This window comes from Micromonospora sp. DT62, assembly GCF_049847285.1.
Classification (GTDB): Bacteria; Actinomycetota; Actinomycetes; order Mycobacteriales; family Micromonosporaceae; genus Micromonospora; species Micromonospora reichwaldensis.
This window is the reverse complement of record NZ_JBNCOB010000001.1, coordinates 28,324-50,644: the sequence shown is the minus strand read 5'-3', so window position 1 is coordinate 50,644 and position 22,321 is coordinate 28,324. Positions and strand designations below refer to the sequence as shown.

Below are 22,321 nucleotides of genomic sequence, written 5' to 3'. Positions count from 1 at the left end.
CTGCCTACGCTGCCCGCATGGCAACGGGCAGCGCCGTGGTGATCGGCGCGAGCATGGGCGGGCTGCTGACCGCCTGCGCACTCACCGAGGCGTACGAGCGGGTCACCCTCGTGGACCGTGACCTGCTGCCCGAGCAGGCGGAGAGCCGCCGGGGCGTACCGCAGGGGCGGCAGTTGCACGTCCTGCTGACCCGGGGCCGGCAGGCGTTCGAGGAGCTGCTGCCCGGGATCTCGGCGGAGCTCAGCGCGCGGGGCGTACCCACGGTCGACCTGCACGAGCAGGTCCACTGGTACAACAACGGCCACCGGATGCGGCGCGCGCCGTCCCCGCTGTTCGCCCTCGGGGTCAGCCGGCCGCTGCTGGAGCAGGTCGTCCGGGAGCGGGTGGCCGCCCTGCCCGGGGTGCGGATCGTGGCGGGCTGCGAGGTGGAGGGGCTGACCACCACCCTCGACCGGGGGCGGGTCACCGGCGTACGGCTGCGCCTCCGCGACGGGGACCCGACCACCGTCGCCGCCGACCTCGTCGTCGACGCCGGCGGCCGGGGCACCCGCAGCCCGGTGTGGCTGGCAGAGTTGGGCTACCGGCCGGCGCCGGAGGAGCGGGTCAAGGTCGGCGTCACCTACCTCACCCGCACCTACCGGCGGGAGCCGCACCACCTGGAGGGGCTGCTCGGCGCGCTCACCAACGCCGTGCCCGGCCAGCCCCGGGGCGGCATCGTCGCCGTGCAGGAGCAGGGCCGGTTCGCGGTGGCGCTCAGCGGCATGCTCGGCGAGGAGCCGCCGGCCGACGACGAGGGGATGACCGCCTTCGCCGAGACCCTCGCCGCCCCGCAGATCGCCGACCTGCTGCGTACGGCGCAGCCGGAGAGCCCACCGGCGACGATGAAGTTCCCGGCCAGCGTGCGGCGGCGCTACGAGCGGCTGCGCCGCTTCCCGGCGGGCTACCTGGTGGTGGCCGACGCCGTGTGCAGCTTCAACCCGGTCTACGGGCAGGGCATGACGGTGGCCGCGCTGGAGGCCCTGCTGCTGCGCCGACTGCTGCGGCGGCCGTCCGACCGGCTCGCCCGGCGGTTCTTCCGGGGCGCGGCCCGGCTGATCGACGGGCCGTGGTCCATCGCGGTCGGCACCGACCTGCGCTTCCCCGAGGTGCCCGGCCGCCGCTCGCCGCGGGTACGCCTGGTCAACGCGTACGTGGGCCGGCTGCACGAGGCGGCGACCCGGGACCCGGCGCTGGGCGCGGCGTTCCTGCGGGTGGTGAACCTCGTCGACCCGCCGACGCGGCTGCTCTCCCCGCCGGTGCTGTTCCGGGTGCTGCGCGGGTCGCCCTACCTGCCCTCGGCCTCGTCCATCGCCCGGTAGATCCGCTGCTCCGACACCGGGTACGGGGTGCCCAGCGCCTGGGCGAAGACGTTCACCCGCAGCTCCTCGACCATCCAGCGGATCTGCCGGACGGCCGTCGACTGCCGGCGCCCCGGCGGTAGCGCGGCGAGCATCTCCTGGTACTCCTTCTGCACCACCGCGACCCGGTCCTGCTGCTGCTTGTCGCGCTGCGGGTTGCCGGGCAGCCGGTCCAGCCGCCGCTCGATCGCGGTGAGGTAGCGCAGCAGGTCGGGCAGGCGCGCGTACCCGGTCTCGGTGACGAACCCCTTGTGCACCAGGCCGTTCAGCTGGGCCCGGATGTCGGCCAGCGCGGCCACCACCGCCAGGTTCCGCGTGGCGCCGAGGCGCTGCTCGACCGCGTACGCGGCGGCGAGCACCCGGCGCACCCGGTCCATGATCTCGACCACGGTGTCCACCAGGTCGGCCCGGACCTTGTCCCGCAGGGCGGCGAAGCCCTCGGCGTCCCAGGCCGGGCCGCCCGCGTCGCCGATCAGCTTGTCGATGGCCGCCCCGGCCGCGTCGGAGATCAGCTCCTGCACGCCGCCGTGCGGGTTGCGGCTCAGCGCCAGCTTCGCCTCGTTGGACAGCCGCCCCTGAAGGAACTTCGCCGGTGACGGCACGGTCAGCCGCAGCAGCCGCCGCGTGCCCGCCCAGTGCGCGGCCTCCTGCTCGGCCGGCGAGTCGAAGACCTTCACCCCGACCGTGTCGCCCTCGTCGACCAGGGCCGGGTACGCGGTCACCGCGTAGCCGGAGCGGACCTGCTCGATGGTGCGCGGCAGCGTGCCGATGCTCCACTCGCGCAGCCCGGTACGGGCCACGTCGGGTGCGGCGGCGGCCACGACCTGGCGTACCTCCGCCTTGAGTTGGCGTTGCAGGGTCGGCAGGTCCTTGCCCTCGGCGACCGGCTTGTTCTCCTCGTCGAGCACCCGGAAGCGGACCCGCAGGTGCGGCGGCAGCTTCTCCGGCTCCCACGCGTCCCGGGGCACGGTGACGCCGGTCATCCGGCGCAGCTGCCGGGTCAGCGCGTCCAGCAGCGGCTCCTCGCCGGCGGGCATCGCGGCGAGCGCCGCGCGCGCGTAGTCCGGCACCGGGACGAAGTTGCGGCGCACCGCCTTGGGCAGCGAGCGGATCAGCGCGATCACCAACTCCTCGCGCAGCCCGGGCACCTGCCAGTCGAAGCTCTCCGCCGGCACCTGGTTGAGCAGGGGCAGCGGGATGTCGACGGTCACGCCGTCGGTCGGGGTGCCCGGCTCGAACCGGTAGGTCAGCGGCAGGGTCACCCCGTCGGCGGACCACTCGTCGGGGTAGTCGGCCTCGTCCACGCCGGTGCGGCCGGCGTTGACCAGCAGCTCCCGGGTGAAGGTGAGCAGGTCGGGCTGCTCCCGGCGGGTCTTCTTCCACCAGGCGTCGAAGTGCCGCCCGGAGACCACGTCGGCCGGGACGCGCGCGTCGTAGAAGTCGAAGACGGTCTGGTCGTCGACGAGGATGTCGCGGCGCCGGGCGCGGTGCTCCAGCTCCTCGATCTCCGCCAGCAGCCGCTGGTTGTCGGCCCAGAAGTGGTGGTGGGTCTGCCAGTCGCCCTCGACGAGGGCGTGCCGGATGAACAGCTCCCGGGACAGCGCCGGGTCGATCCGGCCGAAGTTGACCTTGCGCGAGGTGACCAGCGGGATGCCGTAGAGGGTCACCTTCTCGTAGGCCATCACGGCCGCCTGCTTCTTCTCCCAGTGCGGCTCGCTGTAGCTGCGCTTGACCAGGTGCTGGGCCAGCGGTTCGACCCACTCGGGCTCGACCCGGCCGGCGACCCGGCCCCAGAGGCGGGAGGTCTCCACCAGCTCGGCCGCCATCACCCAGCGCGGCGGTTTCTTGAACAGCGCCGAGCCGGGGAAGAGCGCGAACTTCGCGCCCCGGGCGCCCAGGTACTCGTGCTTCTGCGCGTCCTTGAGCCCGACGTGCGACAGCAGGCCGGCCAGCAGCGACTGGTGCACCTTCGGGGTGTCGATCTCCTCCGGCAGGTCCGCGCCGCCCCGGCGCCCGCCGCCGCCGTCGGCCGGTCGCCCACCAGCCTGTTCGGTGGTACGCCTCAACTGGCTGACGATGTCCTGCCACTCGCGTACCCGCAGGTAGTTGAGGTATTCGGCCTTGCACATCCGCCGGAACGCGCTGGAGGAGAGTTCGCGCTGCTGCTCGCGCAGGTGCCGCCACAGGTTGAGCAGCGACACGAAGTCCGACTCGCGGTCGGTGAACCGGGCGTGCGCCTGGTCGGCCTGGGCCTGCTTGTCGGCGGGCCGCTCGCGGGGGTCCTGGATGGACAGCGCGGCGGCGATCACCATCACCTCGGTGGCGCAGCCGTTGCGCTCGCCCTCGACGACCATCCGGGCCAGCCGCGGGTCGACGGGGAGCTGGGCCAGCCGCCGGCCCAGCGGGGTGAGCCGCTTCGCCGGGTCGGCCTCGGCCGGGTCCAGCGCGCCGAGCTCGTGCAGCAGGTTGACGCCGTCGGCGACGTTGCGCCGGTCCGGCGGCTCGATGAACGGGAACGCGGCGATGTCGCCGAGCCCGATGGAGGTCATCTGGAGGATGACCGAGGCGAGGTTGGTGCGCAGGATCTCCGGGTCGGTGAACTCCGGGCGGGACAGGAAGTCCTGCTCGTCGTAGAGGCGGATGCAGATGCCGTCCGAGGTGCGCCCGCAGCGCCCCTTGCGCTGGTTGGCCGACGCCTGCGAGACCGGCTCGATCGGCAGCCGCTGCACCTTGAGCCGGCTGCTGTAGCGGGAGATGCGGGCCGCGCCCGGGTCCACCACGTACTTGATGCCGGGCACGGTGAGCGAGGTCTCCGCGACGTTGGTGGCGAGCACCACCCGGCGCCCGGCGTGCGGGGCGAAGACCCGGTGCTGCTCGGCGGTGGAGAGCCGGGCGTACAGCGGCAGGATCTCGGTGCCGCGCAGCGCCGGCTTCTTCTCCACCAGCTTGCCCAGCGCGTCCGCGGTGTCGCGGATCTCCCGCTCGCCGCTGAGGAAGACCAGGACGTCGCCGGGGCCCTCGGCGGCCAGTTCCTCGACGGCGTCGCCGATGGCCTGGACCTGGTCGCGGACGTTCTCCTCGTCCTCCCCGTCGTCCTCGCCCTCGGCCACCTCGACCAGCGGCCGGTAACGCACCTCGACCGGGTACGTGCGCCCGGAGACCTCGACCACCGGCGCCGGTACGCCCTCGGGCTCGTCGGCGGTGGGCGGCCCCGCGAAGTGCCGGGCGAACCGCTCGGTCTCGATGGTCGCCGAGGTGATGATCACCTTGAGGTCGGGGCGGCGGGGGAGGAGCTGCCGGAGGTAGCCGAGGATGAAGTCGATGTTGAGGCTGCGCTCGTGCGCCTCGTCGATGATCAGCGTGTCGTACTGGCGCAGCATCCGGTCGGTCTGCAACTCGGCGAGCAGGATGCCGTCGGTCATCAGCTTGACCAGGCTGCGGTCGCTCACCTGGTCGCTGAAGCGCACCTTGTAGCCGACCACGTCGCCCAGCTCGGTGCCGAGTTCCTCGGCGATCCGGTCCGCCACCGTACGCGCGGCCAGGCGGCGCGGCTGGGTGTGCCCGATCAGCCCGGTGATCCCGCGCCCCAGCTCCAGGCAGATCTTCGGCAGCTGGGTGGTCTTGCCGGAGCCGGTCTCGCCGGCCACGATCACCACCTGGTGGTCGCGGATCGCGGCGGCGATGTCGTCCTTGCGTTCGCTGACCGGCAGCTGGGCCGGATAGGTGACCACCGGCACGGCGGCGCGCCGACCCGCCAGCACCGCCTCGGCCCGCGCCACGTCGGCGGCGATCTCGTCGAGCGCCGACTCCCGGCGCTGCGGGTCGCGCAGCCGGCGTACCCCGTCCAGGCGCCGTTGCAGGCGGCGCTGGTCGCGGAACATCAGGGGACGGAGGCGGCGGTGCAGCTCGCGGACGGGGTCGGTCGCGGCGGGTGCGGCTGGATTCTGCATGTCGTCGCCAAGGATAGGCAGCCGACGGCCGGACCGCCCCCGGGTTACCGCCGCCCCGCCCCGGTCCGCCCGCGCGCACGCCCCTCGGCGGCGCCCGTCAGGGCAAGCGCGGCGGTGCCGCCTCGGACTAGAGTGGGGCGCCGACCGACCTTGGCCGCAAGGGATGGGATGACGATGCGGGACACCGACCGGGCCCTGGTGCAGGCCGCCACGGCGGTCGCCAAGCTGCGCTGCCGCAGCGACAACCACACGGTCGCCGCCGCCGCGCGGACCACCGACGGCCGGGTCTTCACCGGGGTCAACGTCTACCACTTCACCGGTGGGCCCTGCGCGGAGGTGGTCGCGGTCGGCGCCGCCGCCACCCAGGGCGTCACCGAGTTGGAGACGATCGTCGCGGTGGGCGACCGGGGGCGCGGGGTGATCCCGCCCTGCGGGCGCTGCCGGCAGGTGCTGCGCGACTACTTCCCCACCGTCCGGGTCATCGTCGGGCCGATGGACGCGCTGCGCGTGGTGCACGTCGCCGAACTGCTGCCGGAGACGTACGTCTGGGCCGACCAGCAGCTCGACGGGCCCGCCGGCCCGGTCCCCGCGCCGCGACCGGCCGACTGACGTCCCGGGCCGTCAGTCGCCGGCGGCGGCCGCCAGGATCGACCGGGGCATCGGCACGCTCTCGAAGCGCACGATGCCCTCCGGCACCATCCAGCTCATCACCTGCACGCCCAGCCGCCCCGCCCGCACGGCCGGGTCGTTGTGGTAGAGCTCTCGGGCCTCCTGCGGGGAGATGGAGAGCACGACGAACCCGCGCAGCCGCTCGTCGTCGGCGTCGACGAAGGGCCCCGCGGCCAGGACGAGCCCCTGTTCCACCAGCCCCGCGTGGTGGGCCAGGTGGGCGTCCTGCAACCGGTCGGCCGCGTCCAGCGGTAGCTGCGGCGCGTCCGTCGGCCGGCTCAGGAGCACCACGGTGTGCTGGTCGAATCGCATGCCCACAACCCTAGGGCGGCCGGGGCCGGCGCCCGACCGGATCCGGCGCTGTCCGCCCTGCTCAGCGCCGCCCGGATCGACGACGGCGAGTTAGGCCCGGCCAGGGCGTTCCGCTACGGTAAGGCGACCCTAAGCCCGAACGTGCAGGAGCCTCGTGACCACCCTCGCCACCCGACCGGCTTCGGCCGGCGCCCCACCCCGGGCGCGTGGGGGCCGCCGGCTCGCGGTCACGGTCGCCGCCGCGCTGGTGCTGTTGCTGGCCGTGCTGGCAAGCTTCGCGCTCGGCAGCCGGGCGCTGGCCGTCGACGAGGTGTGGCGGGCGCTGGTCGCCCCGGACGGCGGCGAGGCCGCCACCATCGTGCGGGAACTGCGGATGCCGCGCACCGCGCTGGGCCTCGCCGTCGGGCTGGCGCTCGCCGTCGCCGGCGTCCTCTTCCAGGCCCTCACCCGCAACCCGCTTGCCGAACCGCGGATCCTCGGCATCAGCGCCGGCGCCTCGTTCGGCGTGGTGCTGGCCATCTCCGTCTTCGGCGTGAGCACGCTGGCCGGGTACGTCTGGTTCGGCATCGCGGGTGCGCTCGGGGCCGGCGTGCTGGTCTTCGCCGTCGCGGCCAAGGCCCGCGAGGGCGCCAGCCCGGTCACCCTCGCGCTGGTCGGCGCGGCCCTCGACGCCAGTCTCGCCTCCGTGGTGTACGCGCTGCTCAGCATCGACGCCCGCACCTTCGAGGAGTACCGCTTCTGGGTGGTCGGCGGGCTGACCGGCCGGGACCTCACGGTGGCCGCCCAGGTGGTGCCGTTCGTGCTCGCCGGGCTGGTCCTGGCCGCTCTCGTCGCCCGGGGCCTGGACGCGCTCGCCCTCGGCGACGACGTGGCCCGGGGCCTCGGGCACCGGATCGGGCTGGTCCGGCTCGGCGGCGGCGTCGCCGCGGTGCTGCTCACCGGGGCGGCCGTCGCCGCCGCCGGGCCGATCGCGTTCGTCGGGCTCGCGGTGCCGCATCTGGCCCGCGCCCTGGTCGGCGCCGACCACCGCTGGACCCTCGCGGTCTCGGCGCTGCTCGGGCCCGCGCTGCTGCTCGGCGCCGACGTCGTCGGGCGGCTCGTCGCGCCGCCCGGGGAGGTGCCCGCAGGCATCGTCACCGCGCTGATCGGTGCCCCGCTGCTGGCCTTCCTGGTGCGCCGCGCGAAGGTCGTGACGGCGTGAGCGCCCCCGCTGCCCCCGCCGCCGGGCGGCCGGCGGGCCGTCCCCGGGTGGGCGTCACCGCGCTGCCGGGGCGGTCGCTCGTGCGGATCGGCCCGGTCAGCGTGCAGGTCCGCCGCCGCTCCGTGCTGGTCGCCGCCGCGCTGGTCGTGCTGCTGCTCGCCGCAGGGGTGCTCAGCCTCTCCCTGGGCACCCCGTACGTCGCCCCGGCCGACGTGCTGCGCGCCCTCTCCGGCGCCGGCACCCCGTACGACCTGGTGGTCCTCGACCTGCGACTGCCCCGGCTGGTGCTGGCCGCGGTGGCCGGCGCGGCCTTCGGGGTGGCCGGCACGCTGATCCAGAGCGTGGCCCGCAACCCGCTCGCCAGCCCCGACGTCGTCGGCATCACCCAGGGCGCCGGTCTCGCCGCGACGGTGGCCCTGACGACCGGCGCCGCGGCGGTGCTCGTGGCGCCGGCGGCGCTGCTCGGCGGGCTGGTCGCCGCCGCGCTGCTGTTCCTCCTCGGCGCCCGGCACGGGCTGGCCGCCCAGCGGTTCGTGCTCGCCGGCGTGGCGGTCGCCTTCGCGCTGCGGGCCCTGACCGAGGTCGTCCTGCTCACCGCCGACCCGATCGACGGGCTGCGCGCGCAGATCTGGCTGATCGGCACGCTCGCCGGCAAGGGCTGGAACGAGAGCCTGTGGATCGTCCTCACCCTGGCCGCGCTCCTGCCGGTGCTGGCCTGGGCCGGCTGGGCGCTGAACAGCACCGCCCTGGACGACGACACCGCCCGGGGGATCGGCCTGCGCCCGGTGGCCCGCCGGGTCGGCCTCGCCGGCACCGGGGTGCTGGCCGCCGCGATGGTCACCGCGCAGGTGGGCGCGGTGGACTTCGTGGCCCTCGTCGCCCCCCAGCTGGCCCGCCGGCTGGTCCGCGCCGAGCGCCCGCCGCTGCTCTGCGCCGCGTTGCTCGGGGCCCTGCTGCTGGTGCTGGCCGACCTGGGCGGTCGGCGGCTGTTCGCCCCCACCCAGCTGCCCGCCGGGGTGCTGACCGCCGCCATCGGCGGCCCGTACCTGATCTTCCTGCTGCTCCGCGGCCGGCGGCGACCCTCGTGATGTCCCACCCTGGCAAGGAGGCGTGATGCTCTCCACCCGCGACCTGGTCGCCGGCTACGACGAGCGGACCGTGCTGGACGGGCTCGACCTGGAGCTGCCCGGCGACGCGTTCACGGTGATCGTCGGGCCGAACGCCTGCGGCAAGTCCACCCTGCTGCGCACCATGGCCCGCCTGCTCACGCCTCGGCGCGGCGCCGTGCTGCTGGACGGCACCGCCATTCGGGACCTGCCGACCCGCGAGGTCGCCCGCCGCCTCGGCGTGCTGCCGCAGAGCCCGCTGGTGCCCGAGGGGGTGACCGTCGCCGACCTGGTCGGCCGGGGCCGGCAGCCGTACCAGCGGTGGTGGCGGCAGTGGTCGGAGTCCGACGGGGCCGCCGTCGACCGGGCCATGGCGCTCGCCGACGTGACGGCGCTGGCGGACCGGCCGGTCGACACCCTCTCCGGCGGTCAGCGGCAGCGGGTCTGGATCGCCATGACCCTCGCCCAGGACACCGAGGCGCTGCTGCTGGACGAGCCCACCACCTTCCTCGACCTCGCCCACCAGGTGGAGGTGCTGGACCTGCTGCACCGGCTGCGCGTCGAGCGGGGCCGTACGGTCGTCGCCGTACTGCACGACCTCAACCAGGCCGCCCGGTACGCCGACCACCTGATCGCCATGCGCTCCGGCGCCGTGGTGGCCGCCGGGCCGCCCCGGGAGATCCTCACCGCCGACCTGGTCCGCGACGTCTTCGGCCTCGACTGCGTGGTCGTGCCCTGCCCGGTGACCGGGGCGCCCCTGGTGGTGCCCGCGCTCACCAGTCCCTCCCTGACCCGCCTGCCCGCCGGGAACGCGGCGACGCCGCTGACCGGCTCGCACCCTTCGAAAGGAATCTGATGCGTCGTCTCGCCGCCACCCTCACCGTGGCGCTGGCCCTCGGTGTCGGTCTCACCGCCTGCGGTGAGAGCGACCCGGTCGCCGACACCACCACCGGACAGACCCGGGAGATCGTCCACGCCATGGGCACCACCAAGGTGCCGGTGGAGCCCAAGCGGGTCGTCGTGCTCGACACAGACAAGATCGACACAGCCCTGACACTCGGCGTCACACCGGTCGGCGCCGCCACCGCCGGCGAGGCGCGGAGCTGGCCGACCTACTTCGGCGAGGAGAAGCTCGCCGGCATCAAGGAGGTCGGGGTGCTCACCGAGCCCGACCTGGAGGCCATCAACGCCCTCAAGCCGGACCTGATCCTGGGCAGCAAGTTCCGCCAGGAGAAGTTCTACGACGAGCTGGCCGCCATCGCGCCGACCGTCTTCACCGAGAAGGTCGGCATCACCTGGAAGGAGAACTTCCTCTTCGACGGTGCGGCGCTCGGCAAGGAGCAGCAGGCCAAGGACCTGCTGGCCGCGTACGAGACGCGGGCCCGGGAGTTCGGCGGCAAGCTCGGCGACGCCGCCACCCGCAAGGTCTCCATCGTCCGCTTCATGCCGACCGAGATCCGGGTGTACGGGCCGGACTCGTTCTCCGGCATCGTCATCGGCGACACCGGCCTGGGCCGCCCCGAGCGCCAGCAGCTCACCGGCAAGGAGGACCGGCGGATGGACCGGGTCAGCCCGGAGCGCATCGGCGAGGTCGACGGCGACGTCATCTTCGTCACCGCGTACGGCGAGAAGGCCGCCGCCGAGCAGGCCAAGGTCACCGGCGGGACGCTCTGGAAGGGGCTGTCGGCGGTCAAGGCCGGCAAGTCGCACGTCGTCTCCGACGAGATCTGGATGACCGGCATCGGCATCGGCGCCGCCAACAAGATCCTCGACGACCTGGCGAAGTACCTGACCGCCTGACCCGTGTCGCGCGCGGCAGCCGCTACGGCTGCCGCGCGTCACCCGTCACGGACTCGCCGGCGGCGCGCCGCAGCGAGCGGTACCGGGAGGGGTCCTCGCGGGCCGGCCCGCCCTGCCGGACCCGCTCGGCCGGGTGCACCGCCGGCTGGTCCGGCACCCGGGGCGTCTCCCCGTCCTGCGTGACCAGGTCCTCGGTCTCCTGGACCAGGTAGTGCGGCCGACGCTTGGTCTCGTAGTAGATCCGGCCGATGTACTCCCCGATCACGCCCAGGATCGTCATCTGGATGCCGCCGAGACCGATCACGCTGACGATGATGGTGGTGTAGCCGGGAACGTCGATTCCCTTGCTGACGGCGTCGGCGACCACCCAGGCCATGTAGACCACCGCGATCAGGGTGAGGAACAGGCCGCCGTAGATCGCCAGCCGCAGCGGCCGGTTGTTGAACGACAGCAGCCCGTCGAACGCGTAGTTGAACAGCTTGCCGAACGTCCACCTGCTCCGGCCCGACTGCCGGGTCTCGTTGCGGTGCGCGACCACCACCGTCCGGAAGCCGATCCAGGAGAACAGCCCCTTGGAGAAGCGGTTGTACTCCGGCATCGCCAGCACCGCGTCCACCGCCAGCCGGGACAGCAGCCGGAAGTCACCCGCCCCGTCCAGCAGCCGCACGTCGATCCACCAGTTGACCACCCGGTAGAAGGAGCGCGAGGCCAGCATCCGGACGAGGCGGTCGCCACGCCGGTCCCGGCGCGCGATCACCTGGTCGAAACCCTGCCGGTACAACGCCACCATGTCGGGCAGCAGCCGGGGCGGATGCTGGAGGTCGGCGTCCATGATGACCACCGCGTCGCCGGTGGCCCGCTCCAGCCCGGCCAGCATCGCCGCCTCCTTGCCGAAGTTCCGGCTCAGCGACGTGTAGCGCACGGCGGGATCGGCGGCGGCGAGCCGGCGCAGCGCCACGAGGGTGCCGTCGGAGCTGCCGTCGTCGACGTAGACCACCTCGATGTCGACGTCGGTCAGCTCCGCGACCGCGGCGGTCACCGCCGTGTGCAGGCGCTCCACCGAGGCCTCCTCGTTGAAGCAGGGCACCACCAGCGACAGGCGCACCTGCGTCACCCCGCCCGGCCGGCGCCCGAGGACGCCCGCCCCGCGCCGCCCCGCTCAGAGGCGGTAGACCAGCACACCATCGATCTCCTCCCGGGTGATGCCGAGCCCGTCGATCGGCCGGTCCGCGATGCCCTCCCAGGGCGTCCCGGCGGTCCAGCCCGGCAGGGCCACCACGGACCGCACCCCGATGCCCCGCAGGTACGCCACGCTGCCCGCATCGGGGAAGGTGGGCGTCGCGGCCCGGGTCTGCGCCTGGGTGACCGGCTCGAACCCGCCTAGCCCGTTCGTGACCCGGGGGAACCCGTCCGTCGTCCACAACATGAAGATCAGGTCGACCGCGCCGCCGGCGGGCAGCACCAGCATCGGTTCCGCCGCCGTACGCATCGCGGCCGGTGGCGTCGGCACCACCGGATGCGGCGTCCGGTTGACCCCCTCCAGCCCGACCAGGGCCAGCGGCACCAGCAGGAGCACCGGTGCCAGGAGCCTGGCCCAGCCCCGGGACGCCCACCGCCGCACCGCCGTGGCGAACACCGTCACCGTGCCCGCCGCCAGCACCGCCAGCAGCAGGCTCGTCCAGTGCATCATCCGGCCCGGCGTCCGCAGCGCGTCCCAGCCCGGCAGGTGATTCGACAGCGTCAGGTAGCCCGGATCGCCGTCGCCGCCGAGGGTGACGCCCAGGCCGAGCAGCACCGTGCCGAGCACGCCGAGCGCCAGCGCGACCCGGTGTCGGGCCGGATAGACCGAGACGAACAGCCCCGCCGCGGCCAGCGCGAGCAGGACCATCCCGGGCAGCAGCGCCATCTCCGGCGGCCAGGGCAGTTGTTCCCGCGCCGCCGCGTGCCGCTCGCCCCACCACCACGAGTCCGCCGGGGCGGTGACGAAGCCGATCAGCGGCGGCGAGAACATCTCCGTCCAGGCCAACGACCGTTCGGCCTGCGGGTTGAGGTCGACGACCTTCAGGTAGACCAGGCCCAGCAGGAGCGTCACCGTGCCGAAGACGGCGCCACCGGCCACGTCGGCGACCAGCAGCCGCCGGCCGAACGCGGGTCGTCGCCCGCGCCGCCACCAGGACCAGCCGTAGCCGCCGGCCCCGACCAGCACCGCGGCCAGCAGGAAGTAGACCAGCGGCAGCCCGATGCCGAAGCCCAGGCTGATCTGCCAGGCGGCGACGAGCCAGCCCGCGAGGGCCCAGCCCGGTCGCCGTCGCTCCGGCCGGTAGCCGTGCCGCAGCGACCAGCCGTGGCCGCGCGCCAGCATCGCCAGGCACAACGCGATCCCGCCGCTGGACAGGATGTTCAGGTGGCCGGAGTGCGCCAGCCGCCAGGGCGCGTACGCCCACGCGACCCCGGCGACCGCCCCGCCCAGCCGCCCCGCCCCGAGCTGCCGGGCCAGCGCGTACGCCCCGACGAAGGCCAACGCGTGCAGCAGCACGTACATCACGTTGTAGCGGACCACGGCGGCCTCGAAGCCCGAGCCGAGCATCCCGAACGGGGCGTACCCGAGCAGGGTGTCGCTGTAGGCGTACGTGTAGGTCTCGGGGAAGAACGTGTTCGAGTGCCAGAGGCCGGCCGGGTTGTTGAGCACGGCGTGCCCGGCCCAGGCCATCTGCCACGCCTGCAACGTGGGGTCGCCGATGTCGCCAGGGATGGTGCTCGCCGGATGTCGCATCGTCGGCCAGGTCAGCACCACCGCCAGCAGCAGCCCGCCGAGCACCGCCAGCGTCCATTCGTGGCGCAGCCAACCCCACCGGTCCCGTCGGCCGGGGTCCCCGGGGGCGGGGACCTGGTCGTGGTCGGCGATTTCGGCGGACGGACGGGCGTCCGTGGACCCGGTGGTCATGAAGATAGATGATTCACGATGGTGGCTGCCATGTCGATCCGCCGCCCGGGATATGGGCTTTCGCGCGTGTCCGCCGACCCGCCCGCGACGCCCGGCCCGGCCACGTCGGCCGGACCGGGCGAGCGGGATCGGGTGGGTGGGTGGGAAGGGATCAGGCGGCGGTGGCCCAGATGGCCCGGAAGGCCGCCGCCTCGCCGGCCAGCCAGCGCTCGATCTGCTCCGGGCGGGCGTCGGTGGGCATGCGGTGGGCCTCGCCACGGCGGACGTCGACCAGGACCGGCTCGGCGTGCGGGAGCACCGCGTCCATGTGCCGGGCCATCAGGTGCAGGGTGGCGAGCGTCGCCTCCTCGCTGGGCGGCGCCTCGTCGAAGTGCAGTCGGACGGCCTCGACGCGACCGTCGGCGTGCCGTACGCCGAACTGGGGGTTGACCTTGACGGGCAGGTCGCCCAGCATCGCGAGCGCGTCGCGGGTCTGGGCGAGGTCGACGGCCCCCGGCTCGCCGAGGGAACGCAGCCAGGTCGTCGCGCCGGGGACGAGGGCCTGGTAGAGCGGTCGCCAGCGGGGCTTGACCACGTCGACCACCTGGTCGAGGTGGGTGCCGCCGGTGTGGAAGGCGATGTCGGCCTTGAGCGCCTTGACGAACTGGCCGTGCGGGTTGAAGCCGGAGCGGCTGGCCCGCTGCTTGCGCAGGCCCCCGACGAAGGTGGCCTTCGTCGGGCCGATGCGGTCGACGTAGCGGGTGAAGCCGAGCAGGGTCGCGTAGGGGGTGGGTGGGGCGGAGGCGGGCGTGCTCACGGGCGTCCTCCCAGGTCAGGACCTCGATTAGTACACACATTCTAATCGACGGGTGTGACATCTCCCAGGGTTCGCGGGGACTCTCTCGCCCCGGTCCGTCGATGGCCGACCGGCACCGGCCATCGGGGCGCGGGGGAGCGCGGGACACGCGGGGAGGTGGGGTGCCGTGGGCCGGTGCTCGGCTACGGTGAGCCGATGCAGCGGCTCACCGATGAGACGGTCCTGGCAGTCGGCAGGCTGACGTTGGCCGCGGCCGAACTCGAGTACTTCCTCGCGCGGATCGTGGCGGACCAGGCAGGCGACGATCCGGCGACCGTCTTCGCGGTCCCCGGAGATTCCCTGCTGGCCGCACGCGACCTGGTCCGGTTCGCCGCCGCGGACCGCCACGACGAGTTCAGCAGGCTGCTCGACTCCGCGGAGCTGTATCTGACGCAGAGCCAGAAAGCCGTTCGGGCGCTGTGGTCGGAGCACGGCCGGGTGGACGCGGTGACGTTCGACGAGATCACCGGCCTACTGCTGCGCTGCCGGGACCGACTGCAGGAACTCTTCGACGACGTGGTTCGCGTACCCAGCGCATAGCTGCCGCCCGAGGGCGGGCGCCCGGGAGGCCCCGACGCGCACGCGGGAGATCCGCGCCGACGGGCCGCGCCGAGGTGCGCCCGCTGCCGCCCTGTGCGGTGCCCATCTTTGTGCGGCGCCGATTCCGAAAGGTCTTCCGCGCCCCGGAAAGAAACACTCCGCCCGGAAAGAAACAATGGGAAAGGGAGTGTGGCCACCCCTTTCCCTTCTAAGGGTATATCGCACCCGGGGGCTTGCGGCAAGACCCGGTCCGTGCCGCAGAATCACCCGGCCGAGGCCGCGAGCTGCGGAAACGGGGCCAGCGAAAGCGTGGGTCGCCGTCGACGTACGGCCGAATGGAAACGTCGAGCCGATGGCCGGACGCCCGGTGCGCGCGTGCGGCGCACGGCATCGCGGGCCAGGAGCCGGAACGAGAGTGGAGTTGCTGACGTGGATCGCCTGACGACCAGCGTGTTCGAACTCCCCGACCACCTCGCCGCCAAGGCCGATCCGATGCTGATCGCCGCCGACGAGCAGCACTTCGCGGCCGTCGCGGGGAGCATCGAGCGGACGAGCACCGAGCTGTCCGACCGCCTCGACGCCGAGCGCCGGGCCCCCGGTGGCAAGGGCCGGCAGGCGGTGGACCGGGACATGGAGGTCCGTCGGCTGGCCGCCCGCCTGCGGACACTGCGCCGCTTCGGCGTGGACCTGTGCCTCGGCCGCATGGTCGGCGCCGACGATCCCACGCCCGTGTACGTCGGACGGCGCGGCCTCACCGACGGGGCGGGCGGGCGGCTGCTGCTCGACTGGCGTTCCCCCGCGGCCGAGCCGTTCTTCGCGGCGACCCACGCCAACCCGATGGGCCTGGCGAGCCGCCGCAGGTACCGCTGGACGCGCGGCCGGATCACCGACTACTGGGACGAGGTGTTCACCCCGGACGCCCTTGAGGGGCACGCCGCCGCGCTCGACGACCAGTCCGCCTTCATCGCCAGCCTGGGCGCCAGCCGGTCGCCCCGGATGCGCGACGTGCTCGGCACGATCCAGGCCGACCAGGACGCCATCATCCGCGCGGGGTCGAGCGGGGCGCTCGTCGTGGACGGCGGTCCCGGCACCGGCAAGACCGTCGTCGCGCTGCACCGCACGGCGTACCTGCTCTACGCCGACCCGCGCCTCGGTCACCGCCGTGGCGGCGTGCTGTTCGTCGGGCCGCACCAGCCCTACCTGGCGTACGTCTCCGACGTGCTGCCCAGCCTGGGGGAGGAGGAGGTGCAGACCTGCACTCTGCGCGACCTCGTACCCGAGGGGGCCTCGGCGAGCGTCGAGACCGACCCGGAGGTGGCCCGCCTGAAGTCGTCGGCGGAGATGGTGAAGGCGATCGAGTCGGCCGTCAGGTTCTACGAGGAGCCGCCGAGCGCACCGATGACGGTCAGCACGGACGAGGCCGACATCCGGCTGCGCGCCGCCGACTGGGCCGAGGCGTTCGAGGCGCCGGGGCCCGGTACGCCCCACAACGAGGCGCGCGACGAGGTCTGGGAGGAGCTGCTCACGATCCTGGTGGAGAAGTACGACGGCGACGAGCCCGACGACGTGGTCCGCGCCTCGCTGCTGCGCAACCGGGAGCTGCGGACGGCGTTCAACCGGGCCTGGCCGCTGATCGAGGCGACCGACCTCGTCGGCGACCTGTGGTCGGTGCCCGCCTACCTGCGCCGGTGCGCTCCCTGGCTCAGCCCCGACGAGGTCCGCACGTTGCAGCGCCGCGACGCCGGGGTGTGGACGGTGTCCGACCTGCCGCTGTTGGACGCGGCACGGCAGCGGCTCGGCGACGCGGAGGCGTCCGGGCGCAGGCGCCGGCAGGAGGCCGTCGTCGCCGTCGAACGCGCGCGCATGGCCGCCGTCGTCGACGACCTGATCGAGGCCGACGCCTACGACGACGGCGAGGGCGTGCTGTCGAGCCTGCGCCAGCTGGACCTCCAGGACGCCCTGGTCGACGAGACCGTCCTGCCCCACGTGGAGCCGGACCTGCTCGCCGGACCGTTCGCCCACATCGTGGTGGACGAGGCCCAGGAGCTGACCGACGCCGAGTGGCAGATGCTGCTGTCGCGCTGCCCGTCGGGGAGCTTCACCATCGTCGGGGACCGCGCCCAGGCCCGGCGCGGGTTCACCGAGTCGTGGCGGGAACGGCTGGAGCGCATCGGGCTCGACCGGATCACCGTGACCTCCCTGACCGTCAACTACCGGACGCCGGAGGAGGTCATGGCGGAGGCCGAGCCCGTCATCCGGGCCGTGCTCCCCGACGCCAACGTGCCGACCTCCATCCGCGGCGGCGGCGCTCCCGTCGTACGCGGATCCGCCGCCGATCGGGACTCGATCCTCGACACCTGGCTCGCCGCCCACGCCGAGGGGACCGCCTGCGTCATCGGCGACCCCACGTTCCGGGCGACGTCCCGCGTCCGGTCGCTGACCCCGGAGCTGGTGAAGGGGCTCGAGTTCGACCTGGTCGTCCTCGTCGACCCGGAGGCGTTCGGCGCAGGCGTCGAGGGAGCGGTCGACCGCTACGTCGCGATGACCCGGGCGACCCGGCAGCTCGTCGTCCTCACCACCTCCTGACGACGCGCCCGCGGCGCGTCCCGGCACGCGGCGGGCGCCGGGACGCGCGGCGTCAGCGGAGCACCGCGGTGGGGCCGGCCGGAGCCGGCCCCCACGGTCGCGGCGAGGGCTAGAGCTGGCCGACCGAGGTGATCCGGACGACCGCCGCGCCCGCCTCGTCGGAGGCCGCGAGGTCGATCTCGGCGCTGATCCCCCAGTCGTGGTCGTCCTCGGGGTCGTCGAGGATCTGCCGGACCGTCCACCGCTCCCGGCCCTGCTCGATCATGAGCAGCGCCGGGCCGCGCGCGTCCGGCCCCACCCCGATCGAGTCGTACGCCTCGAAGTACGGCTCCAGCGCGTCGGCCCAGGCGTCCGCGTCCCAGCCCGACGCGGCGTCCAGCTCGCCGAGGTCGTACCAGCGGCGCAGCGCGGCCAGCTCGACCCGGCGGAACAGGGCGTTGCGTACCAGCACCCGGAAGGCCCGGGCGTTGCGGGTGACCGCCGGTACGCGGTCGTCCAGCGCCTCGGCCGCCTCGGCGGCGTCGGTGGGGTTGCGCAGCCGCTCCCACTCGTCGATGAGGCTGGAGTCGACCTGCCGGACCAGTTCGCCGAGCCACTCGATGAGGTCGACGAGCTCCTCGGTCTTGGCGTCCTCGGGCACCGTCTGGCGCAGCGTCTTGTACGCGTCGGCGAGGTAGCGCAGGACCAGGCCCTCCGACCGGGTCAGCCCGTAGAACTGCACGTACTCGGTGAAGGTCATCGCCCGCTCGTACATGTCCCGGACGACGGACTTGGGGGAGAGCTGGTGGTCGGCCACCCACGGGTGCCCCTGCCGGTACATCTCGTACGCCGAGTCGAGCAGCTCCGCGAGGGGCTTCGGGTGGGTCACCCCGTCGAGGAGTTCGAGGCGGGCCTCGTACTCGATGCCCTCGGCCTTCATCGCGGCGACCGCCTCGCCGCGCGCCTTGAACTGCTGCGCGGAGAGCACCTGGCGCGGGTCGTCCAGGATCGACTCGACCACCGAGAGCACGTCGAGGGCGTACGCGGGGGACTCGACGTCGAGCAGCTCGATCGTGGCCAGCGCCAGCGGCGAGAGCGGCTGGTTGAGGGCGAAGTCGAGCTGGAGGTCGACGGTGAGGCGGACCCTCCGGCCGGTCTCGTCGGGCTCGTCGAGCTGCTCGACGACCCCGCCCGCGCGCAGCGCCCGGTAGATGGCGATGGCCCGCCGGATGTGCCGGCGCTGGGCGGGGCGGTCCTCGTGGTTGTCGGTGAGCAGGTGCCGCATCGCGGCGAACGCGTCGCCGGGGCGGCCGATGACGTTGAGCAGCATCGAGTGGCTGACCTGGAAGCTGGAGGTGAGCGGCTCCGGCTCAGCTTCGACCAGGCGGTCGAAGGTGGGCCTGCCCCAGCCGATCGAGCCCTCCGGCGGCTTCTTGCGCACCACCTTGCGCCGCTTCTTCGGGTCGTCGCCGGCCTTGGCGAGCGCCTTCTCGTTGTCGATGACGTGCTCGGGGGCCTGCACGACGACCCGGCCGACGGTGTCGAAACCGGCCCGCCCGGCGCGGCCGGCGATCTGGTGGAACTCGCGGGCCTTGAGCAGCCGGGTGCGCACCCCGTCGTACTTGGACAGGCCGGTGAAGAGCACGGTGCGGATCGGCACGTTGATGCCGACGCCGAGGGTGTCGGTGCCGCAGATGACCTTGAGCAGGCCGGCCTGGGCGAGGGTCTCGACGAGGCGGCGGTACTTGGGCAGCATCCCGGCGTGGTGCACGCCGATGCCGTGCCGGACCAGCCGGGACAGGGTCTTGCCGAACCCGGAGGTGAACCGGAAGTTCCCGATCGCGGTGGCGATCATGTCCTTCTCGGCGCGGGTACAGACGTTGACGCTCATCAGCGCTTGGGCGCGTTCCAGGGCGGCGGCCTGGGTGAAGTGCACGACGTAGACGGGTGCCTGCTTCGTCTCCAGCAGCTCTTCCAGCGTCTCGTGCAGCGGCGTCATCGCGTACGAGAAGATCAGCGGGACCGGCCGCTCGGCGGAGCGGACGACGGCGGTGGGCCGGTTGGTCCGCCGCGTCAGGTCGTCGACGAAGCGGGTGGTGTCGCCCAGCGTGGCGGACATCAGGACGAACTGGGCCTGCGGCAGCTCGATGATCGGCACCTGCCACGCCCAGCCCCGGTCCGGCTCGGCGTAGAAGTGGAACTCGTCCATGACCACCTGGCCGACGTCGGCGCGCTCGCCCTCGCGCAGCGCCAGGTTGGCCAGAATCTCGGCGGTGCAGCAGATGATCGGCGCGTCGGCGTTCACGCTGGCGTCGCCGGTCAGCATGCCCACGTTGTCGGCGCCGAAGACCTCGCAGAGGGCGAAGAACTTCTCCGACACCAGCGCCTTGATCGGGGCGGTGTAGAAGGTCGTCCGGTCGTCGGCCAGGGCCGCGAAGTGCGCCGCGATCGCGACCAGGCTCTTGCCGGAGCCGGTCGGCGTATTCATGATCACGTTTGCGCCGGAGACGATCTCGATGACCGCCTCCTCCTGGTGGGGGTAGAGGTCGAGGCCGCGCTCCTTCGCCCAGCCGGCGAACGCGTCGAAGAGGGTGTCGGGGTCGGCGCTTGTCGGCAGCGCGGCGGTGAGCGTCATAGCGCGTCCATGGTGCCTGGGTCATGCCCCCGAACGCCAACCGGCTCCGCGCGCCCGAGGTGTGAGGAAGGGCCCCCTGTACAACGGAATCCGTTGACAGGGGGCCTTCCTTTCACGACCGGCGGTGGATCAGGTCGAAGATCGGGCGACCCGCCCGCAGGGCCCGGCGCTCGAACTTGGTGACCGGGCGGTGGGCGGGGCGGGGCGCGAAGCCGTCGTGCGCGTCGATTAGCCCCGGGTCGGCGTCCAGGGTCTGGCGCATCGCCTCGGCGTACTCGGCCCAGTCGGTCGCGCAGTGCAGGGTGCCGCCGGGCGCCAGCCGGGAGCGCAGCAGCGCGACGTGGGCCGGCTGGATGATCCGCCGCTTGTGGTGCCGGGACTTGGGCCAGGGGTCGGGGAAGAAGACGTGCACCGCGTCCAGCGACGCCTCCGGCAGGCCCGCGACCAGGTCCAGGGCGTCGCCCTGCGCCACCCGTACGTTGCGCAGGCCGTGCCGGTCCACCAGGTCCAGCAGGTTGGCGATCCCGGGCGTGTGCACCTCGACCGCCAGATAGTCTCGATCGGGGTCGGCGGCGGCCATCTCGGCCGTGGTGTCGCCCATCCCGGAACCGATCTCCAGCACCAGCGGGGCCCGCCGGCCGAACAGGCCGGCCAGGTCCACCGGCGTGCCGGGCCGCTCCGGCACGTGCAGGCCGTAGACCGGCCAGAGCCGGTCGAGGGCGTCCGTCTGGCGGCTGCTCATCCGGCCACGGCGCGGATGGAAGGTCCGGATCGGTCGGGCGGCGGCGGGCGCGGGGACCGCGGCGGGGGAGTCGGTGGAGGTCACAACGACCCGAGGGTACGCGACGACCACGCCGAATCGGATGTGATGTTCGCCCGGGGATGAGAGGATCCATCCCGTACGGCAGACGGGTGTCTGGTATTGCCCGGCACTGCCCCAACGCGCCGGGAGGGGGCGTCGTGTCGGTGCACCGCGGCGGTGTGGCGCTGGCGATCGTGACCGTGGTCGCCGGTCCCCTGCTCGCTGCCGCGCCGGCCCTGGCCGCCCAGCCGCCCACCGCCGTGCCCAGTGTCGCCCTGCCGCCCAGCGTCGCTCTGCCCTCCACCGCTCTGCCGGCCAACGTCGCTCTGCTGGCCCGGGCGGGCGCGCCCCAGCCGGGACCGCCGGGGCCGCGCGTCTTCGTCGAGGTCAGCCCGAGCACCGTCGAGCCCGGCTTCCTGGTGGGGATCCGGGCCAGCTGCCAGGACAACTCGGCCCCCGCCACCGTGGTCTCGGACGCCTTCGGCCGGGTGCAGGTGCAGCCGCAGCACGGCACGCTGACCGCCGCGCCGATGGTGCGGGAGCGCACCCGGCCCGGCAACTACCGGATCAAGCTGGAGTGCCGCGACGGCGAGACCGCCTCGACCATGCTCCAGGTCGTCAAGGCCGTGAAGCCCAGTCGCGGCCCGGCGACCGGGTTCGGCGGCGGCGCCGGTGGCGTCACGGGCGGGCTGCTGCTTCCGGGTGGCCTTGCGCTGATCGTGACCGGCATCGTGCTCGCGGTCCGGGCGGCGCGCCGCCCGCGTACAGCCCGACGCTGAGCCCGGTCATGGTTTCCGCACCCGCCTCGCAGTCGGCCCGGCCGCCCGGACGCCGCCCCTGGTCGGTGCCACTGGCGGTGGTGCTGGTGCTGGCCGGGGTCTTCGCCACCGGCGCGGGCCTGGGGCGCACCGCCGGGCCGTTCGACTGGGCCGCCGGCGGGGGACAGGACCGGCCGGCCCGCAGCGAGAACGGCGCGCTGACGGCCAGCCGGCCGGTGCGCCTGTCGATTCCCTCGATCGAGGTGTCCGCCCCGGTGGCCCCCGTCAGCCAGGCCCGGGACGGCTCCATCGCCGTCCCGCCGCTGGAGCGGGCCGACGAGACCGGCTGGTACGACCGGGGCCCCACCCCGGGCGAGCCGGGCCCGTCGGTCATCGTCGGGCACGTGGACACCAAGCGCGGCCCGTCGGTCTTCTACGACCTGCACAAGCTGCGCCCGGGCGACACCGTCGAGGTGGCCCGGGCGGACGGATCGGTCGTGGTGTTCCGGGTCGACTCCGTGGAGCACTTCCCCAAGGAGCGGCTGCCGGCGGAGCGGGTCTACGGCGACGAGGGCCCCGCGGGTCTGCGCCTGATCACCTGCGGCGGCGACTGGCTCGGCGGCCGGACGGGTTACGCCGACAACATCATCGCCTTCGCCACCCTGCTCTCCTCCCGCAACCCCTGAGCGCAGGCTCCCACTCACGCTCGTTGCCGGACTGGGTGCCCATGCGGCCCGGACACACCCGCCAGACAGTTGTCAACTCATCACGCTGTGTAGCAGGATGAACTGAAGGTGTGGCGGAATG

At 73.7% G+C, this 22,321-nt stretch carries 17 protein-coding genes; 10 read left to right on the top strand and 7 right to left on the bottom strand.

Annotated features, from left to right (window positions below; all coding sequences use genetic code 11):
• The first annotated feature begins 17 nt into the window (after window positions 1–17).
• Window positions 18–1,358, top strand: coding sequence for an FAD-dependent oxidoreductase (locus tag ACPXCB_RS00235; protein WP_425871063.1), 1,341 nt, complete (start codon window positions 18–20; stop codon window positions 1,356–1,358).
• On the opposite strand, the gene hrpA is transcribed toward ACPXCB_RS00235, so the two are convergent.
• The gene (gene hrpA, locus ACPXCB_RS00230; protein WP_425871061.1) at window positions 1,325–5,347 is read right to left on the bottom strand and encodes an ATP-dependent RNA helicase HrpA; all 4,023 of its coding nucleotides are present in this window, start codon (window positions 5,345–5,347) and stop codon (window positions 1,325–1,327) included. The two genes, ACPXCB_RS00235 and hrpA, sit on opposite strands and share 34 nt — an antisense overlap.
• 174 nt (window positions 5,348–5,521) lie before the next feature.
• Between hrpA and ACPXCB_RS00225 the strand changes: the two genes are divergently transcribed.
• Window positions 5,522–5,956: a cytidine deaminase gene (locus ACPXCB_RS00225; protein ID WP_425871059.1), complete on the top strand. Its 435-nt coding sequence runs from the start codon at window positions 5,522–5,524 to the stop codon at window positions 5,954–5,956.
• 12 nt (window positions 5,957–5,968) lie between these two features.
• Here the strand turns inward: ACPXCB_RS00225 and ACPXCB_RS00220 are convergent, their stop codons facing one another.
• The gene (locus ACPXCB_RS00220) at window positions 5,969–6,328 is read right to left on the bottom strand and encodes a YciI family protein (RefSeq protein ID WP_132235870.1); all 360 of its coding nucleotides are present in this window, start codon (window positions 6,326–6,328) and stop codon (window positions 5,969–5,971) included.
• A gap of 154 nt (window positions 6,329–6,482) precedes the next feature.
• Here ACPXCB_RS00220 and ACPXCB_RS00215 point away from each other — a divergent pair, with 154 nt between their 5' ends.
• From ACPXCB_RS00215 to ACPXCB_RS00200, 4 genes are read left to right on the top strand one after another with little or no spacing between them, the layout of a single operon-like run.
• Window positions 6,483–7,529 (top strand): FecCD family ABC transporter permease, encoded by a 1,047-nt coding sequence (locus ACPXCB_RS00215; RefSeq protein ID WP_425871057.1) that lies wholly within the window; start codon window positions 6,483–6,485, stop codon window positions 7,527–7,529.
• Entirely contained in the window at window positions 7,526–8,617 is a 1,092-nt protein-coding gene (locus ACPXCB_RS00210; protein WP_425871055.1) for a FecCD family ABC transporter permease, read from the top strand. The genes ACPXCB_RS00215 and ACPXCB_RS00210 overlap by 4 nt, the downstream gene beginning before the upstream one ends.
• Before the next feature lie 25 nt (window positions 8,618–8,642).
• The gene (locus ACPXCB_RS00205; protein ID WP_121395555.1) at window positions 8,643–9,491 is read left to right on the top strand and encodes an ABC transporter ATP-binding protein; all 849 of its coding nucleotides are present in this window, start codon (window positions 8,643–8,645) and stop codon (window positions 9,489–9,491) included.
• Window positions 9,491–10,435: an ABC transporter substrate-binding protein gene (locus ACPXCB_RS00200; RefSeq protein ID WP_425871053.1), complete on the top strand. Its 945-nt coding sequence runs from the start codon at window positions 9,491–9,493 to the stop codon at window positions 10,433–10,435. Before ACPXCB_RS00205 ends, ACPXCB_RS00200 begins: the two co-directional genes overlap by 1 nt.
• Before the next feature lie 22 nt (window positions 10,436–10,457).
• Here the strand turns inward: ACPXCB_RS00200 and ACPXCB_RS00195 are convergent, their stop codons facing one another.
• The 3 genes from ACPXCB_RS00195 to ACPXCB_RS00185 all read right to left on the bottom strand — a co-directional run bounded on the left by ACPXCB_RS00195 (window position 10,458) and on the right by ACPXCB_RS00185 (window position 14,175).
• Complete coding sequence (locus tag ACPXCB_RS00195; RefSeq protein WP_425871051.1) at window positions 10,458–11,549, bottom strand: glycosyltransferase family 2 protein; 1,092 nt, start codon at window positions 11,547–11,549, stop codon at window positions 10,458–10,460.
• 45 nt (window positions 11,550–11,594) lie between these two features.
• Window positions 11,595–13,379 carry a hypothetical protein gene (locus ACPXCB_RS00190; RefSeq protein WP_425871049.1) on the bottom strand — a complete coding sequence of 595 codons (1,785 nt, stop codon included), beginning with the start codon at window positions 13,377–13,379 and terminating at the stop codon, window positions 11,595–11,597.
• Window positions 13,380–13,530: 151 nt separating this feature from the next.
• Window positions 13,531–14,175, bottom strand: coding sequence for a hypothetical protein (locus ACPXCB_RS00185; RefSeq protein WP_425871047.1), 645 nt, complete (start codon window positions 14,173–14,175; stop codon window positions 13,531–13,533).
• A gap of 195 nt (window positions 14,176–14,370) precedes the next feature.
• On the opposite strand from ACPXCB_RS00185, the gene ACPXCB_RS00180 reads away from it, so the two are divergent.
• Entirely contained in the window at window positions 14,371–14,754 is a 384-nt protein-coding gene (locus tag ACPXCB_RS00180; RefSeq protein WP_425871045.1) for a hypothetical protein, read from the top strand.
• Between the two features lie 438 nt (window positions 14,755–15,192).
• Window positions 15,193–17,340 carry an RNA polymerase recycling motor ATPase HelR gene (helR, locus tag ACPXCB_RS00175; RefSeq protein ID WP_425872086.1) on the top strand — a complete coding sequence of 716 codons (2,148 nt, stop codon included), beginning with the start codon at window positions 15,193–15,195 and terminating at the stop codon, window positions 17,338–17,340.
• Between the two features lie 109 nt (window positions 17,341–17,449).
• Here helR and ACPXCB_RS00170 read toward each other — a convergent pair whose 3' ends face one another.
• Window positions 17,450–19,954, bottom strand: a complete 2,505-nt coding sequence (locus ACPXCB_RS00170) for a DEAD/DEAH box helicase (RefSeq protein ID WP_425871044.1) — start codon at window positions 19,952–19,954, stop codon at window positions 17,450–17,452.
• A gap of 112 nt (window positions 19,955–20,066) precedes the next feature.
• Entirely contained in the window at window positions 20,067–20,696 is a 630-nt protein-coding gene (gene trmB / locus ACPXCB_RS00165) for a tRNA (guanosine(46)-N7)-methyltransferase TrmB (protein ID WP_425872084.1), read from the bottom strand.
• A 218-nt stretch (window positions 20,697–20,914) separates the two neighbouring features.
• On the opposite strand from trmB, the gene ACPXCB_RS00160 reads away from it, so the two are divergent.
• Together ACPXCB_RS00160 and ACPXCB_RS00155 are read left to right on the top strand one after the other, a co-directional pair.
• Window positions 20,915–21,535 (top strand): hypothetical protein, encoded by a 621-nt coding sequence (locus ACPXCB_RS00160; protein WP_425871042.1) that lies wholly within the window; start codon window positions 20,915–20,917, stop codon window positions 21,533–21,535.
• Between the two features lie 8 nt (window positions 21,536–21,543).
• On the top strand, window positions 21,544–22,200 hold the full coding sequence (locus ACPXCB_RS00155; RefSeq protein ID WP_425871040.1) for a class F sortase: 657 nt from the start codon (window positions 21,544–21,546) through the stop codon (window positions 22,198–22,200).
• Window positions 22,201–22,321 lie beyond the last annotated feature (121 nt).